At 55.6% G+C, this 15,136-nt stretch carries 14 protein-coding genes; 5 read left to right on the top strand and 9 right to left on the bottom strand.

The window, feature by feature from the left end:
• Positions 1 to 236: 236 nt before the first annotated feature.
• The 4 genes from gap (at position 237) to secG (ending at position 3,730) form a co-directional block, all read left to right on the top strand.
• Complete coding sequence (gene gap / locus KBP54_RS06125) at positions 237 to 1,250, top strand: type I glyceraldehyde-3-phosphate dehydrogenase (RefSeq protein ID WP_070362422.1); 1,014 nt, start codon at positions 237 to 239, stop codon at positions 1,248 to 1,250.
• A 105-nt stretch (positions 1,251 to 1,355) separates the two neighbouring features.
• On the top strand, positions 1,356 to 2,573 hold the full coding sequence (locus tag KBP54_RS06120) for a phosphoglycerate kinase (protein WP_070362423.1): 1,218 nt from the start codon (positions 1,356 to 1,358) through the stop codon (positions 2,571 to 2,573).
• Between the two features lie 24 nt (positions 2,574 to 2,597).
• Positions 2,598 to 3,380, top strand: coding sequence for a triose-phosphate isomerase (gene tpiA, locus KBP54_RS06115; RefSeq protein WP_070362424.1), 783 nt, complete (start codon positions 2,598 to 2,600; stop codon positions 3,378 to 3,380).
• Between the two features lie 113 nt (positions 3,381 to 3,493).
• Positions 3,494 to 3,730, top strand: a complete 237-nt coding sequence (secG, locus tag KBP54_RS06110; RefSeq protein WP_070362425.1) for a preprotein translocase subunit SecG — start codon at positions 3,494 to 3,496, stop codon at positions 3,728 to 3,730.
• A gap of 79 nt (positions 3,731 to 3,809) precedes the next feature.
• Here the strand turns inward: secG and pgl are convergent, their stop codons facing one another.
• The 5 genes from pgl to tkt form a co-directional block, all read right to left on the bottom strand.
• Positions 3,810 to 4,538 (bottom strand): 6-phosphogluconolactonase, encoded by a 729-nt coding sequence (gene pgl / locus KBP54_RS06105; RefSeq protein WP_256005028.1) that lies wholly within the window; start codon positions 4,536 to 4,538, stop codon positions 3,810 to 3,812.
• A gap of 25 nt (positions 4,539 to 4,563) precedes the next feature.
• Complete coding sequence (locus tag KBP54_RS06100; protein ID WP_256005026.1) at positions 4,564 to 5,478, bottom strand: glucose-6-phosphate dehydrogenase assembly protein OpcA; 915 nt, start codon at positions 5,476 to 5,478, stop codon at positions 4,564 to 4,566.
• Between the two features lie 32 nt (positions 5,479 to 5,510).
• Positions 5,511 to 7,049, bottom strand: a complete 1,539-nt coding sequence (zwf, locus tag KBP54_RS06095) for a glucose-6-phosphate dehydrogenase (RefSeq protein WP_256005025.1) — start codon at positions 7,047 to 7,049, stop codon at positions 5,511 to 5,513.
• A gap of 12 nt (positions 7,050 to 7,061) precedes the next feature.
• Positions 7,062 to 8,147 (bottom strand): transaldolase, encoded by a 1,086-nt coding sequence (gene tal, locus KBP54_RS06090; protein ID WP_256005023.1) that lies wholly within the window; start codon positions 8,145 to 8,147, stop codon positions 7,062 to 7,064.
• A 69-nt stretch (positions 8,148 to 8,216) separates the two neighbouring features.
• Positions 8,217 to 10,319 carry a transketolase gene (tkt, locus tag KBP54_RS06085; protein ID WP_256005022.1) on the bottom strand — a complete coding sequence of 701 codons (2,103 nt, stop codon included), beginning with the start codon at positions 10,317 to 10,319 and terminating at the stop codon, positions 8,217 to 8,219.
• A gap of 305 nt (positions 10,320 to 10,624) precedes the next feature.
• On the opposite strand from tkt, the gene KBP54_RS06080 reads away from it, so the two are divergent.
• Positions 10,625 to 11,539: a heme o synthase gene (locus KBP54_RS06080; RefSeq protein ID WP_256005020.1), complete on the top strand. Its 915-nt coding sequence runs from the start codon at positions 10,625 to 10,627 to the stop codon at positions 11,537 to 11,539.
• On the opposite strand, the gene KBP54_RS06075 is transcribed toward KBP54_RS06080, so the two are convergent.
• The 4 genes from KBP54_RS06075 to KBP54_RS06060 all read right to left on the bottom strand — a co-directional run bounded on the left by KBP54_RS06075 (position 11,536) and on the right by KBP54_RS06060 (position 15,130).
• Positions 11,536 to 12,387 (bottom strand): MDR/zinc-dependent alcohol dehydrogenase-like family protein, encoded by an 852-nt coding sequence (locus KBP54_RS06075; protein WP_256005019.1) that lies wholly within the window; start codon positions 12,385 to 12,387, stop codon positions 11,536 to 11,538. The genes KBP54_RS06080 and KBP54_RS06075 overlap by 4 nt on opposite strands.
• A gap of 28 nt (positions 12,388 to 12,415) precedes the next feature.
• Positions 12,416 to 13,363 (bottom strand): COX15/CtaA family protein, encoded by a 948-nt coding sequence (locus KBP54_RS06070; RefSeq protein WP_256005017.1) that lies wholly within the window; start codon positions 13,361 to 13,363, stop codon positions 12,416 to 12,418.
• A gap of 70 nt (positions 13,364 to 13,433) precedes the next feature.
• Complete coding sequence (locus tag KBP54_RS06065; protein ID WP_369822163.1) at positions 13,434 to 14,195, bottom strand: ABC transporter permease; 762 nt, start codon at positions 14,193 to 14,195, stop codon at positions 13,434 to 13,436.
• 2 nt (positions 14,196 to 14,197) lie between these two features.
• On the bottom strand, positions 14,198 to 15,130 hold the full coding sequence (locus KBP54_RS06060; protein WP_256005015.1) for an ABC transporter ATP-binding protein: 933 nt from the start codon (positions 15,128 to 15,130) through the stop codon (positions 14,198 to 14,200).
• Positions 15,131 to 15,136 lie beyond the last annotated feature (6 nt).

The following is a 15,136-nucleotide window of genomic DNA, read 5'->3' as shown; positions in this document are numbered from 1 at the left end:
CGGTAAACAGACATTCATGCTTGGTGAAATTATGAGACGATACCCCCGGTTTCGCCGTCTCTTTGGTGATGCACCTTTAGGGCGTCTCTTGCGGCATCGTGGCCATGCACATGTTGAAATCTCTCGCTAAACTGATGAGCAACGGGCTGAACCAAGGAGCTCACCGAGAACGGAAAGAGATTGGTACCGGCCCATCAGCAAGTCTCAACAATTTCCGACATAGAGGAGTAAAGACTGTGACTATTCGTATTGGCATTAATGGCTTTGGTCGTATCGGCCGCTCGGCATTCCGCATCATCCTGGATCAGTACTCGAGCGACCTTGAGGTCGTGAAGATTAATGACCTGACCGACAACAAGACTTTGGCCCACCTTGTCAAGTACGACACAGCGTATGGCCAGCTCGGCCGCGACGTTGAGTACGACGAGTCCTCCATCACCGTTGATGGTCACCGCATCGAGGTTACCGAAGAGAAGGACCCATCCAAGCTCGCATGGGGCGACGCAAACGTCGACATCGTCCTTGATTGCACCGGCCGCTTCACCGATGGCAATGACGCAAAGGCTCACATCGAGGCTGGCGCTAAGAAGGTCATCATCTCCGCACCGGGTAAGAACGTCGATGGCACCTACGTCTGGGGCGTCAACCACACCGACTACAGCAATGATCAGCAGATTATCTCCGCTGCATCTTGCACCACGAACTCCCTTGCACCAGTCGCGAAGATTCTGGAAGAGCAGTTCGGCATCAAGTCCGGTCTGATGACCACCATTCACGCTTACACTGGCGACCAGCGCATTCAGGACGCACCTCACAAGGACCTGCGTCGTGCCCGTGCAGCAGCTCAGAACATCGTCCCAACGACGACGGGTGCTGCTAAGGCAGTTGCCCTGGTTCTGCCTGCACTTGAGGGCAAGCTGGATGGCTTCGCAATGCGCGTGCCAACGATCACCGGTTCCGCAACCGACCTGACCGTCGAGCTGAGCAAGGACGTCACCGTTGATGAGGTGAACGCAGCAATCAAGAAGGCTGCTCAGGACCCAGAGTTTGGCAAGGCGCTTGAGTACACCGAGGATCCAATCGTTTCCTCCGACATCATCGGCAACACCCATGGTTCCATCTTCGATGCTGGGATGACCCGCGTCATCGACGGCAACCTGGTCAAGCTGATTGCTTGGTACGACAACGAGTGGTCCTACACCTCTCAGTTTGTCCGCATGACGAAGCACGTCGCGGATAACTTGGCATAAGACCTAGAACGGCCCGGGTGTGCAGTACGCACACTTCGGGCCATTTCTTTCGCTACTGTTTGAAAAGAAAACTACTGCAAACAACAGTCAACTGAGGAGAGTCCCATGACAATGAAAACGCTGCAACAGCTTCTGGATGAAGGCGTCGAAGATCGCCACATCCTGGTCCGTTCTGACTTCAACGTTCCGCTTGATGAGGACGGCAATATTACCGATGCTGGTCGTATCGACGCATCACTGCCAACTTTGAAGGCGCTCTTGGAAGGTGGCGCGAAAGTCATTGTCATGGCTCACCTCGGCCGCCCAAAGGGGGAAGTGAACCCTAAGTTCTCCTTGAAGCCAGTGGCTGAAGCCCTAAGTGAGCGCCTAGGTCAGTTCGTAGCGCTCGCCGGTGATGTTTCTGGTGAGGATGCACATGAGCGGGCAAATGGGCTTACCGGTGGCGAGATTCTGCTTCTCGAGAATGTACGCTTTGACCCACGCGAGACCTCGAAGGACGAGGCTGAGCGCACTGAGTTCGCAGCTGAGCTTGTAGCACTAGCTGCGGACAACGGCGCGTTTGTTTCTGACGGTTTCGGTGTAGTACACCGCGCTCAAACCTCCGTCTACGACGTTGCTAAGAAGCTTCCTGCCTACGCTGGTTACCTCGTCGAGAAGGAAGTCAAGACTCTGAGCAAGGTGAAGGATGCTCCAGATCATCCATACGTTGTTGTGCTTGGCGGTTCGAAGGTTTCCGACAAGTTGGGAGTCATCGAGGCACTTGCGGCGAAGGCCGACAAGGTAATTATCGGTGGCGGCATGTGCTACACCTTCCTGGCTGCACAGGGCTACAACGTTCAAAACTCTTTGTTGCAGGAAGACATGATTGAGACCTGCAAGGACCTCATCGGCCGTTTCGGCGACAAGCTGCTATTGCCTGAGGACCTGATCGCAGCGTCTGAGTTTGCAAAGGATGCAGAGAAGCAGACCGTCGCGGCCGACGCTATTCCGGAAGGCTGGATGTCTCTCGACATTGGCCCGAAGACTGCCGCGCGTTATGGTGAGGCGCTGAAGAGCTCGAAGACCGTGTTCTGGAACGGGCCAATGGGCGTTTTCGAGTTTCCAGCGTTCGCCTCTGGCACAAAAGCCGTTGCTGAAGCAATGATCGCTGCTACGAAGGACAACGGGTCCTTCACGGTGGTCGGTGGCGGCGATTCCGCAGCATCTGTTCGCATTCTGGGCCTCGATGAGGCTGGGTTCTCCCACATCTCTACGGGCGGTGGCGCATCGCTCGAGCTGATCGAGGGCAAAGAGCTGCCCGGCGTTGCTGTACTTGGACAGTAGTCGTTGTTGAAAAGGAGTATGAATATGTCTCGCAAACCACTGATTGCTGGTAACTGGAAGATGAACCACGACCATCTCGAAGCAATCGCTTCGGCCCAGAAACTCGCGTTCGCTTTCCCGAAGGACGGCTATGAGTTCGTGGACGTTGCATTGACCGTGCCGTTTACCGACCTTCGTTCTATCCAGACTCTCGTTGAAGGCGACAAGCTGCAGATCACATATGGTGCACAGGACGTGTCAGCACACGATGCTGGTGCCTACACTGGTGAAGTTTCGGCCACAATGCTGGAGAAGCTTGGCTGCACGTGGGTAGTTGTCGGCCACTCAGAACGCCGTGAGTACCACGGTGAGGACGATGAGCTAGTTTCCCGCAAGGCAAAGAAGGCACTTGAGCACGGCATGAACCCAATCGTGTGTGTCGGTGAGCCGCTAGACATTCGCGAACAAGGCACCCATGTCGACTACGTCGTAGAGCAGACGAAGAAATCCCTGGACGGTTTGAGCAACGAGGAGTTGGAGAAGACCGTCATTGCATATGAGCCGGTATGGGCTATCGGCACTGGCAAGGTTGCCTCTGCCTCCGATGCGCAGGAAGTGTGCCAGGCTATTCGCGGCCTGATCTGTGACTTGGCCGGTGATGCGGTTGCTGATGGCATCCGTATTTTGTACGGCGGATCCGTAAAGACGGAAACTGTCGGTGAGATCATCGCTCAGCCTGATGTTGACGGTGGTCTTGTCGGAGGTGCGTCTCTTGACGGCCAGGATTTCGCGAAATTGGCTGCTGCGGCTGCCCAGGCAGTACAGTAGATTTGCAAGACATGTCGCTCGGACCAGAGCGCGTCGAATAACACCATTCGGTGACTTCGTGTAGTCTGGTCCGAGTTACATCAATGTAGGTTTTATAGTGAGGATTTACCACCATGACGTTGGCTCTTGAGATCGTGCTCGTAATCGCTGCGGTCTTGATGACAGTGTTCGTGCTGCTTCACAAAGGCAAGGGAGGCGGGCTTTCGAGCCTGTTCGGTGGTGGCGTGCAGGCTAACCTGTCCGGCTCCACTATCGTGGAGAAGAACCTCGACCGTTACACGGTTATCATTACGCTCATCTGGCTTGTATGCATCGTGGGCCTGAATCTTATTCAGACTTTTGCTGCTTAGCCGCTAGCAAAAGGCCCGCCTGGAGCAATAAGCTTCCGGCGGGCCTTTTCGTTGGTCAGAAATCCGAATCTGCGGGAATCTAACGTGGTGCCGCGTCCTCGGTGACCCACAAGATCGTTTCTTCCTTGCCGACAGCACCGGCCGCTGGCCAGTCAAGATACTCTGCCCGGTTTGCAACTGCGGACGCAGCTTCTGCCTTCTCTGCACCAGAAACAAGAAGCCAGACCTTTTGTGCTTTCCGAACAGCAGGTAGTGTCAACGAAACACGTTCCGGAGGTGGTTTTGGTGAATCCGTTACAGCAATAACCAGAGCGGCGTCCTCTCTCACAGCAGGCGTATGTGGGAATAGCGAATTAATGTGGCCTTCACCGCCCATTCCCAGTAGATGGAGGTCGAACCCCTCAGGCGCCTCAACTTTCAGGTGCGCTTCATAACGAGTGACAGCGGGCTCCATCGTCCCTCCGTCCAACCCATACCCGAAAATGTTTCCTTCTGGGATATCTATATGATCGAGCAACGCTGCCCGGGCCTGGCCTTGATTCGAATCAGGATGGCTGACGGCTACGTTGCGCTCGTCGCCAAAGAATAGCTTCACCCTGGACCAGTCGATATCTGATGAAACTAGGGCTGCAAGGAACCGGATTCCGGCTGTTCCGCCAGTAAGCACAACACGTGCGGTTCCGTCGCCGTTTACACCACCGGTAGGGGAGCTGTGGATCTCTGAAATCAACGTTTGGAATGCGGAGGTGGAGACGTCGATAAGCTGTTCGAGGTCTGCAAATGTTTTGGTCTTGACTGTGTTGGACATCCGTTGACCCTCTTTCGGTGCGAAGTTAAGGGAGGTTATGTAACAATGCCCGAGCATACATGGCGTCAGGATCGAGGTGGCGTAGCTCCTCAGCGAGGCATTCTGCGTCCGAGCGAGCACTCAGTGCAACAAACGCATCAGGGTATCCCGGTACGGAAACTCGCACGGTGTGCTCATCAACAATTTGTACCTGCACAGAGCCTTGTTCGCAGTCCAGCGATAGGTGTTGGATTGGGGAGCCAGGAATGGCGTCGGCGCCTGCTACGTTTTGCACGGTTACCTCAACGCCAAAGCAGGCATCGAGCCAAGAGGCTGCGATTTGTACGCTTGGATGCTCGGTAATACCGCTGAGCAAGATCCGGCGTGGTTGCTGTTTATAGCGGTCGAAAGCTGAGGCGACAACGCCGCGCCATGGCGTGATTTTAGACCACATCATGTCCGAATCACCTGGGACGTACGCCTTTGCCAGCTGCTCTATGCATTCTGCCTCCATAGTGCGCCACGCGTTCGTGATTCTGCGGTGCGCGATATTACCAAGCTCTGCTTCTGCAGGAACATCTGGCACAGTTGTGGGCCACCAAGCAACGATAGGGGTATCGGGCAGCAACAGCGGGGTGACCACCGCGTCAAGATGCTGGGTAAGTTCACCGTGGAGAGTCATGACAACCATCTCAGAGGCGCCAGCGTCCGCCGCGACGATTACCTCTGCATCCATCCAGGTTTGCTCGCTCTGGCAGTCGAGCAACAAGACGAGAACTCGAGCCGGGTGCTCCATGGTCGCGTTCCGGACCGTCTCCAGAATAGAATCGACATCATCCTCGGCATGTGCAGCGACCAAGAGTGTGAGCACGCGCCCAGTCGCCAACGAGTAATTTTCACGAGCCTCTAGGAGCGCTGTGGACACATCGCGGGTGGTCGTGTCGGGAAGAGTGACAATCAAGGATTAAGCCTCACGTTCGTTGTTTGCACACATTATGGACGACGCCATTGGCGGCCGTCCTTGGCCAGCATCGCGTCTGCTGATGCGGGCCCCCAAGTGCCCGCACGATATTCATCTGGATGTCCGTGCGACTCCCAGTAGTTGAGAATTGGATCGAGGATTTCCCAGCTCCGCTCGACTTCCGCATTGGTTGGAAACAAGCTAGATTCGTCGAGTAGTGCATCGAGGATGAGCCGCTCGTATGCTTCGGGAGACTGTTCCGTAAATGCCTCCGCGTACGAGAAATCCATGTTGACATCCCTAACTTCAAATGCAGTTCCAGGCACCTTGGAACCAAAGCGCATCAGCACGCCTTCGTCCGGCTGCACGCGGATAACGACTGCATTGTTCGTAAGTAGTTTTGTCTGATCGTCTTCGAACGGCTGGTACGGAGGACGCTTAAAGACCAGGGCAATCTCAGTCACTCGACGCCCGAGGCGCTTACCAGTGCGAAGGTAGAAAGGAACACCTGCCCAGCGACGCGAGTTTATCTCTAACGTACAGGCCGCATAGGTTTCGGTTGCAGAGTTGGGGTCAAACCCGGACTCCTCCCGGAGCCCGATTACGCGTTCAGAACCTTGCCAGCCCGCTACGTATTGGCCGCGTGCGGTCGTCTCATCGAACGGCTCGACGGGAGTCGTAGCGCGGAGGACCTTGAGTTTCTCCGCACGAAGACGCCCCGGGGAGAACGACGTCGGCTCCTCCATAGCGATCAAGGCGAGCAGCTGAATCAGGTGGTTTTGGATGACGTCTCGTGCTGCACCAATACCGTCGTAATAGCCTGCGCGGCCGCCGAGCCCAATATCTTCAGCCATCGTGATTTGTACGTGGTCGATGTAGTGCGAATTCCACACTGGTTCAAACATCTGGTTTGCGAAACGCAGAGCCATAATGTTCTGCACGGTTTCTTTGCCGAGATAGTGATCGATTCGGAATACGGATCGCTCAGGGAACACTGAATTCACTACTCGGTTTAGCTCTTTGGCGGATTCCAGATCATGCCCGAATGGCTTCTCGATGATCACTCGGCGCCAGCCGTGGTCTTGAGGCTGTGCCATTCCACTGCGGTCCAGCTGGTGGACAACGCTCGAAAAGTGCTCGGGCGGCACAGAAAGGTAAAAGGCCCAGTTTCCGTTCGTCCCCCGTGTTTCATCGGTCGAGCGCAGTGTATTGGCTAAGGCGTCGAACGCGGCGTCGTCATTAAACGAGCCCGAGACGAACTGCATACCTTCTGCGAGCCGGTCCCAAACGTTCGTATTAAACGCGGTGCGGGAAGATGCTTCAACGGCTTCACACACATAGTCCTCAAAATCTTGTTTAGACCAGTTTCGACGCCCAAACCCGACGAGAGCAAAGCCCGGTGGGAGGAGACCCCGGTTCGCGAGGTCGTAAATTGCCGGCAGGAGCTTTTTCCGAGCTAGATCTCCAGTTACACCGAAGATCACCATCCCAGACGGACCCGCAATGCGGGGAAGCCGCTTATCCTCGGGGGACCGAAGCGGGTTCACCCAATGCGTGCTCTCGTCACTCACATGTACTCCTTTTTATTGCAGCTTTTCCGACATGGAATTTAGCAATTCTTGCCACGCATCAACAAACTTATCGACGCCCTCCTGCTCGAGGACTCGCACGACATCAGACAAGTCGATTCCTGCAGCGGTGATAGCGTCAAACGTCTTCTGCGCGTCGTCAGCACTGGCAGACAAAGTATCGCCGTGAAGACTGTCGCTAGCCAGGGTGGCGTCGATAGTTGATTCCGGCATGGTGTTGACCGTGTTTGGGCCAGCCAGCTCAGACACATACAACGTGACAGGGTACTCAGGGTTCTTTACACCAGTCGAGGCCCACAGCGGGCGTTGAACGTTGGCACCAGCTGGAAGGTCATCCAACGAAGAAAATTCCTCAAGGAACAAGCGGTATGCCAGTTGAGCGTTTGCGACGCCTGCTTTGCCTCGCAACGCAAGTGCTTCAGAAGTAGCAATTTGCTCAAGGCGAGCATCGACTTCGGTGTCCATGCGAGACACGAAGAATGAGGCAACAGAATGAATGGTTGAGACATCGTGGCCGTTGGCTGCAGCCTGCCGAATACCTTCCTTGTACGCGCGAATGACCTCGCGGTAGCGCTCCACAGAGAAGATCAGCGTGACATTCACTGAAATACCAGCTGCCAGTGCTGCTGTGACTGCTGGCAACGAGGCGTCTGTGGCTGGAATCTTGATCATTGCATTCGGTTTACCCACGCGTGCCCACAGCTCTTTCGCTTGAGCGATCGTCTTCGCTTCGTCGTGAGCATAGCGGGGGTCAACCTCGATGGAAACGCGACCATCAAGGCCGTCGGTCGCATCGTAGATGTCCTGGAAGATGTCGCACGCGTCGCGGACGTCGTCAATGCTCATCGCGTAAACCGCCTCGTCGGGGCTGGCACCTGACGCTCTCAACTGTTGGATTTGCTCGTCGTACGCGCTTCCAGTCGACATTGCTGAAGCAAAAATTGCAGGGTTGGTTGTCACGCCAACGACCGACTTCTCACGTTTGACTGCTTCTAGATTGCCAGTGGCGATGCGCTGGCGAGAGAGATCATCCAGCCAAGTGGACGTGCCGAGCTCCCGAAGCCTTTCAACTGTGTTCATGCTCAGATTCCTTTCTAAAAAATGGGCCTGGCCAAGCTAGGGGAGGGCTTGACCAGGACAACTCTTCAACTATCGCTGCACTGCTGCTACAGACGCGCGTCCGGCTGCTGCAACGTTGTCTGCTGTAAAGCCGAACCGCTCGAAGAGCTCTGGACCTGGTGCGGAGGCACCAAAGTGCTCCAAGGAAACACACTGACCGGCGTCGCCTACAAAACGATGCCATGGCATGGACAGACCGGCCTCGACAGAGACCCTTGCTCGAACCTCTGCAGGAAGTACCGATTCAATGTACTCCGGCGATTGCTGCGTAAACCACTCCATGCAAGGCACCGAGACAACTCGAGTTCCGATACCTTCGGCTTCCAAGGACTTCGCAGCCTCAACAGCAAGCTGCACTTCCGAGCCAGAAGCCATCAGAATCAAATCAGGCGTCGGGGTAGAGGAGTCCACGAGTACGTACGCACCGCGAGCAACACCTTCGAATGCCTTTTCCTTTGTGCCCTCAAGCACAGGGAGGTTCTGACGGGAAAGCGCCAGTGCCTTCGGCATCGGCGTAGCCTCCAGCGCAGACTTCCACGCAGCAGACGTTTCATTCGCGTCGGCCGGTCGGATCACCGCCATATCCGGGATGGCTCGAAGCGCAGTGAGCGTTTCAACCGGCTGGTGGGTCGGACCGTCTTCGCCCAGGCCGATCGAGTCGTGCGTGAAGACGTAGTAGCCGTCGATACCTGAAAGTGCTGCGACGCGAATTGCCGGGTAGAGATACTCGGAGAAGATCAGGAACGTACCGCCGTAAACTCGTGTGTTGCCGTGCAGTGCAATGCCGTTCATGATCGCGCCCATGGCATGTTCGCGGATGCCGAAGTGCAAATTGCGACCGTACGGCTCAGCGCTGAACATATCGGTAGAAATCGCCTGAGGCCCGAACGATGCAGCCCCCTTGATAAGGGTGTTATTGGAGCCTGCAAGGTCTGCGGAGCCACCCCAAAGCTCTGGAAGGGCCGCAGCCGCAGCCTGGATTACTGCTTCAGAAGCCTTACGGGTAGCAAGGCCCTTTTCGTCAGCGTCCCAAGTTGGGAAGTCCTGCGACCAGTTGGATGGGAGCTCTCGAGCCGTCAATCGGTCAAACAGGGCCTTCTTCTCTGGGTTGGCCTCAGCCCAAACAGCAAACGTCTCGTCCCACTGTTTACGCTTCGCAGCACCACGGTCCCGGAGCTTTCGAGTATGGATGATAACGGACTCTTCCTCCGGGAAGTGAATCTCCGGATCAAAGCCGAGAATCTTTTTGACAGCTGCGATTTCTTTCGCACCGAGAGCTGCGCCGTGTACTGCACCCGTGTTTTGCAGCGTAGGAGCAGGGAAGCCGATGACCGTCTTTACCTGAATGATCGTTGGGCGATTGGTGTCGGACTGTGCTTCCTTGATCGCTTTCTCAATCGCGACGACGTCTTCGCCGGACTCAACCGTTAGTGTTTGCCAGCCGTAGGCCTCGTAGCGCTTCATAACGTCTTCAGTGAACGCGATCTGGGTATCATCCTCGATCGAAATCCTGTTGTCATCCCAGAATACAATCAGGTTTCCGAGCTGCTGCGTCCCTGCGAGAGATGAAGCCTCCGATGTGACACCTTCTTGAAGGCAACCGTCTCCAGCCACGACGTAGATGAAATGATCGAACGGCGATTCGCCAGCCGGAGCCTCAGGGTCAAACAGGCCACGTTCCCGGCGCGAAGCCATCGCCATACCAACTGCTGATGCCAACCCCTGGCCGAGCGGGCCAGTTGTAATCTCTACGTGGTCCGTGTGGTTGTACTCAGGGTGACCGGGAGTCTTAGCACCCCAGGTACGAAGCTGCTGGAGGTCTTTGAGCTCAAGTCCCATGCCCCCCAGGTAGAGCTGAACATACTGTGTCAGGGAAGAGTGGCCGTTTGACAATACGAAGCGATCGCGCCCTGCCCAATGTGGGTCAGCGGGGTCTACATTCATCACCCGCTGGTAGAGCGTATATGCAAGAGGTGCGAGCGACATCGCGGTGCCTGGGTGCCCAGAGCCGCAGTTTTCCACGGCGTCAGCCGCGAGGATTCGGGCTGTATCAACTGCCCGCGTATCCACGTCGGTCCAGTCTTCGGGATAGTTACGTACAGTTTTTGCTTGAAGTTCAGCTGAAAGCGTCACAGAATCCTCGATTCATGCTATGGAAACAGAACAGGACCCAGCCTAGTGTAAAACTCGCTTTGTGGTGGTGACACCCAACGGTGTTGTGCGAAGAAAACTCGCGGGTGTAGCCGCCACGTTAATTCTGACAAATTGGTGAGCGGAGGCTAACATCACCGGGAGGGTCAAAGTATAAGAGGGCTGAAAAGATCATCGTGTAATGCGTTGCGGTACCATATCAGCCGAAATGCTCGACACCTGAACGCGAACCAATGTTGCGTAAGAGTTCTAGCCGAACGGTTGAAGTTTGATGTGGAGGAGAAGTATTGGAGACCATCAAGGCATACTTCGCGCTTACGAAGCCCAGGGTCATTGAACTTCTTCTAGTAGCAGCTATCCCCGCAATGTTGCAAGCAGACCGTGGCACTGTGCACGTGTGGCTCATTCTTGCAACGCTGTTCGGTGGTTGGATGGGGGCCGGTGCGGCAAATGCATTTAACATGGTCGCCGACTACGACATTGACCAGAAAATGGGGCGAACGCGTGCACGGCCACTTGTCCGGGCAAAGGTCACCAAACAGAAAGCCGCCGTATTTGCTTGGGCGCTTCTCGTCACGAGTGTGCTTTGGCTTGGATTCCTGTGTAAGTCGTGGCTCGCGGCGTTCTTTATCATTCTGACCAACTTCTTCTATATCTACGTGTATACAAAGTGGCTGAAGAGGCGAACATGGCAGAATGTCATCTGGGGCGGCGCAGCAGGTTGCATGCCCGTGATGGTCGGTTGGGCGGCAATTAGAGATAATGTCACCGACGGCTCCAAGGATGCGTGGTGGCAGGCGATCGTGATGTTCATGATCATCTTCTTCTGGACGCCACCGCACACTTGGGCGCTGGCAATGAAGTACCGAGCGGATTACGCCCGCGCTAATGTCCCGATGCTGCCGGTGGTAGCTTCCCCGGCGGAGACAACCCGTCAGATTCTCATTTACTCATGGTGGACCGTCGGGGTGTCCCTGCTCCTGGTTCCTGCCACCTCGTGGATCTATCTTACAACCGCGCTGATTTCGGGTGCATTGTTCCTCGCCGTTGCCACACAGCTGCATGCTGGGGTAAAGCGCGGGGAGAAGGTGAAACCGCTCAAGCTGTTTATTCTCTCGAACAACTATCTTGCGGCGTTGTTCTTGGGGCTTTCCGTTGATGCGGTGCTCGGTTGGACTCCACTATTCGCTACCTTCTTCTAGCTCGTGGATTCTTGGAGCTTGATGGCTCCAAGGTCATTGCCACAAACCTCCGAAGTTTCGGAACCCAGTAGCGAGCTGGCGTCATCTATCGATTCACACACGTGAACTGGCGGTTCCCATCGTGTTTCTTCGAGCACTCTGGTAACGGTCTGTGCATGCTTACGGAAGCCGTTGGCATCCATTCGTATCGACGCTAAGTCCTCATAGCAACACGTACGCGCAGAGCTGCGCCCAACTTCGTGCGCAAAGCCATTTTTGAAGTCAGAGCGTGCCAGCACAACTGCATCCACCCCGATCCCATCATTGAGCGCTTTGATCTGTGCAGCAGTACCTGGCTGGCCACTGAATACGGCTGTGGCTCCAGCCTCATCTGCTGCTACTCGGCCTTCCTCGCTTTCCGAAACGGCATACACGATGATGTCCTTCTCTCGAGCGATTGCAATCATGTACAACCCAATTGCGGAACCTGCATTCGTGACGACGACAGCTTCACCTTGCACAAGCTTCAAAACTTCGAATAGCGAATAACTTGCGGCCATTCCCGGCCTCAACATTGAAGCACCAATGCGTGGGGCGATCAGGTCCGATACAGCGACTACCCGGCTTCGGTCAACGACAACCTGCTCGGCGATGGGGCCGGTGGCATCGCTCCACGCAACCACAGTTCCTGGCGCAACCTCGTCGAGGGGGTCTTTCAGGACACGACCGCATCCTTGGTTGCCGAAGGAGGTGTCGTGAAGAAAAAACCCAGCGTAGAGGACTTCGACTAGAAGTTCTCTATCGCTGGGGAACGGTGAAGCGATATCAATGCAACGCACCTGCTGCGCGTCGAACTCAATCGCTTTCATACTTTCTCAGGCTACATGGTGTTTGCGTCTAGCGATACAGCAACTCACGACGCACAGCGTGCGCGTACAAGAACGCCGTGAACGCTACAACTAGAGAAGACAGCCCAATATGGATCGGAATCGTCCAACGCGGCACGCCCATGTAGTACTGGCTTAAACCTACTGCCCACTGAACCACGATGAGTCCAAGAAGAATCCAGGAAGTTTTCTGCGCCGCATGCGGGGCCTTCGCTCTACGTAGCAGGAAAAATGTGAACACTGTAAGAAGTAGATACGCGTACATGCACCCTGCGTGAATATATGCCAACAACGCTGTGTCAATCGCAAGTCGACCTTCCATACCGACGCTTGCGTCACCCGAGTGCGGGCCGGACCCTGTCACCATCGTTCCTGTCACAAGTACACAGCTCAACGCAACGGCAGCGATCACGGCGATCACTCGGATGTGCCCGGGGTAGCGGTCTTGAGCAACCGTGGACTCGTCTTCTGCCATACGCATGTACAGCAATGCAGCGACCCACACGAGCACCATCGAAGGCAAGAAGTGCACGGCGACCGCCCACCACTGCAAATCAAGGCGAACAGAAATACCGCCGATAATCGCCTGGACAACCACGCCGACGAGGGAGAACCATGCCAAGAATTGGGCATCTCGACCGCGGGATGCGCGGTAGACAGCCCAAAGCACGGCGATCGCGGCAGCCGCGACCACGAAAGCAAGCAGGCGGTTTCCAAACTCAATGGCTTGGTGAATCCAAGGTGCGGCACCAGCGACGGGGACAAGCGAACCTTCATGGCAAAGTGGCCACGTATTGCAACCAAGCCCCGAACCGGTCACTCGCACCAACGACCCTGTTACGGTGATCCCGCCTTGGCAGAGCAAGAGAATCATGGCTAGAGTTCGTTGCAACTTCAGACTGGGGGCTTGCTTTTTATCCTGATGCGTCATCGGCGCACCGGTCTGTTGTAAAGTCATGCACTTTCCTTGGACGTATAAAACACGTTCGACTATTCAGGCTCGAATCTTAGTCGATGAGCGCATGGCCTTAATCATCGAAACGGAAGAAGCGAACGCTTGAGCCAACGCCGACGATGAGCCACGCTAGCAAGCTAAGCAACGCAGGACCATTCGCAGTCAGCGCGAGTGCATCAGAAATACCAGCTGCCAGCGAAACCGTGGGTACTAGGTTCCACCAACCAGCGTGGCTAAGGTCGCCAGAATAGACGACCCAACCCACGATTCCCATCATGATTACCCACATTAAATTCGAAATGGCAAGGACCATCTCGGAACTTAGCGAGCCGCCCATGAGCAAGCCCAAGGAAGTAAAGCACGCAACCCCCAGGAACAAGACGCAGGCACCAAGCACCGCGCCAACGACTGAGGGGCGCCAGCCAAGGAAACCTGCAACGGCCCCTAGCACCGCAATCTGGACGCAGACCATCGCGACCACGCCAAGGATTTTTCCGACGATGATCGTCCACGGTGGGACTCCGGAAGCACCGGTCCGCTTCAGCGCACCGTATCGGCGGTCAAAGGCGAGCGAAATCGCCTGGCCCGTAAATCCAGAGCTGGTCGCCGCGACGGCAAACACCATCGGCACCAGGGTGTCGAGGCTGTAGTCATCCCCAAAAACAGGCAAATACACTGATGCGATGAGCAACGCTGCCGGGATGAAGATGCTGAGCACCAACTGTTCGCCGTGACGGAGCATCAGCTTGCTTTCGATGAGTCCCTGAGCGCTGGCCATCGCAAACTTCGAAGACCGTTGCGGGGCGGGCGTAAAGGTTCCTTCCTTGATGTGCACCGCTAGCTCCTTAATTCCTTACCGGTGATGTTCAAAAACACTTCTTCCAACGCCATGTGGCTTACTTGCATATCCCGAATCAGCACGGATTGGCGAAGTGCTTCTTCGGTAATACAGGCGACGAGTTCAGGAGAAACCGAACCGTTGACTACGTAGCGCATTGGGCGAACTTGGGTCACAGCTGTATCGATCTGACACAAAGCCACGTGCTGCTTCAGCTTCTCGAGGTCGAGTGGTTGCGCCGTACCGAACGTGATTTGCTGCTCAAATGATCCGCTGGTCAGGTCCGCCGGTGTGCCTTCGGCGACAACCTTTCCATGATCCATGATCACAATGTCATCGGCGAGCGACTCCGCCTCGTCCATCAGGTGCGTAGTCAGGACGATCGTGGTTCCGTCACGTTTTAGCGCAGAAACAATATCCCACACAGCGTTGCGGGACTGTGCGTCCATGCCAGCGGTTGGCTCATCAAGAAAAACCAGCTCCGGACGACCTATAAGTGCAAGCGCCAGGGACAAGCGTTGCTTTTGCCCTCCGGAGAGGCGTCGATACGTGGTATTGGCGACTCCCTCGAGCCCTAGGAGGGCCATGAGCCACTCAGGGTCGTGAGGGTTCGCGTTGTATGAAGCCGAAAGCTTCAGCATTTCTCTGACTTTGACGCCCGAATATGATCCGCCACCCTGCAGCATGATCCCAATTCGGTCTCGCACACGCTGAGGGTGGGTTGCAGGGTTTTCGCCTAGTACCGTGATTGTCCCTGAGGTTGGCCGGGTGAATCCTTCACACATCTCGATGGTCGTTGTCTTGCCGGCTCCATTCGGACCGAGCAAGGCCAGCACGGTTCCTTCTTTTGCGGCAAACGATGCTCCATCTACAGCAGTAACGTCCCCAAAAGTTTTCTTCACATTGTCAACTGAAAGAACAGGCGCGTTCATGGATAG

It is taken from the genome of Corynebacterium pseudogenitalium (assembly GCF_024453815.1).
GTDB classification, from domain to species: domain Bacteria; phylum Actinomycetota; class Actinomycetes; order Mycobacteriales; family Mycobacteriaceae; genus Corynebacterium; species Corynebacterium pseudogenitalium.
The sequence above is the reverse complement of the archived record's forward strand: the minus strand, read 5'-3'. Positions and strand labels throughout refer to the sequence as shown.

What these genes read in the sequence shown, in the direction of transcription:
- KBP54_RS06120 (WP_070362423.1), top strand. Translation starts at nt 1,356, where the DNA reads ATGACAATGAAAACGCTGCAACAGCTTCTGGATGAAGGCGTCGAAGAT.
- tpiA (WP_070362424.1), top strand. Translation starts at nt 2,598, where the DNA reads ATGTCTCGCAAACCACTGATTGCTGGTAACTGGAAGATGAACCACGAC.
- secG (WP_070362425.1), top strand. Translation starts at nt 3,494, where the DNA reads ATGACGTTGGCTCTTGAGATCGTGCTCGTAATCGCTGCGGTCTTGATG.
- pgl (WP_256005028.1), bottom strand. Translation starts at nt 4,538, where the DNA reads ATGTCCAACACAGTCAAGACCAAAACATTTGCAGACCTCGAACAGCTT.
- tal (WP_256005023.1), bottom strand. Translation starts at nt 8,147, where the DNA reads ATGAACACAGTTGAAAGGCTTCGGGAGCTCGGCACGTCCACTTGGCTG.
- KBP54_RS06075 (WP_256005019.1), bottom strand. Translation starts at nt 12,387, where the DNA reads ATGAAAGCGATTGAGTTCGACGCGCAGCAGGTGCGTTGCATTGATATC.
- KBP54_RS06070 (WP_256005017.1), bottom strand. Translation starts at nt 13,363, where the DNA reads ATGACTTTACAACAGACCGGTGCGCCGATGACGCATCAGGATAAAAAG.
- KBP54_RS06060 (WP_256005015.1), bottom strand. Translation starts at nt 15,130, where the DNA reads ATGAACGCGCCTGTTCTTTCAGTTGACAATGTGAAGAAAACTTTTGGG.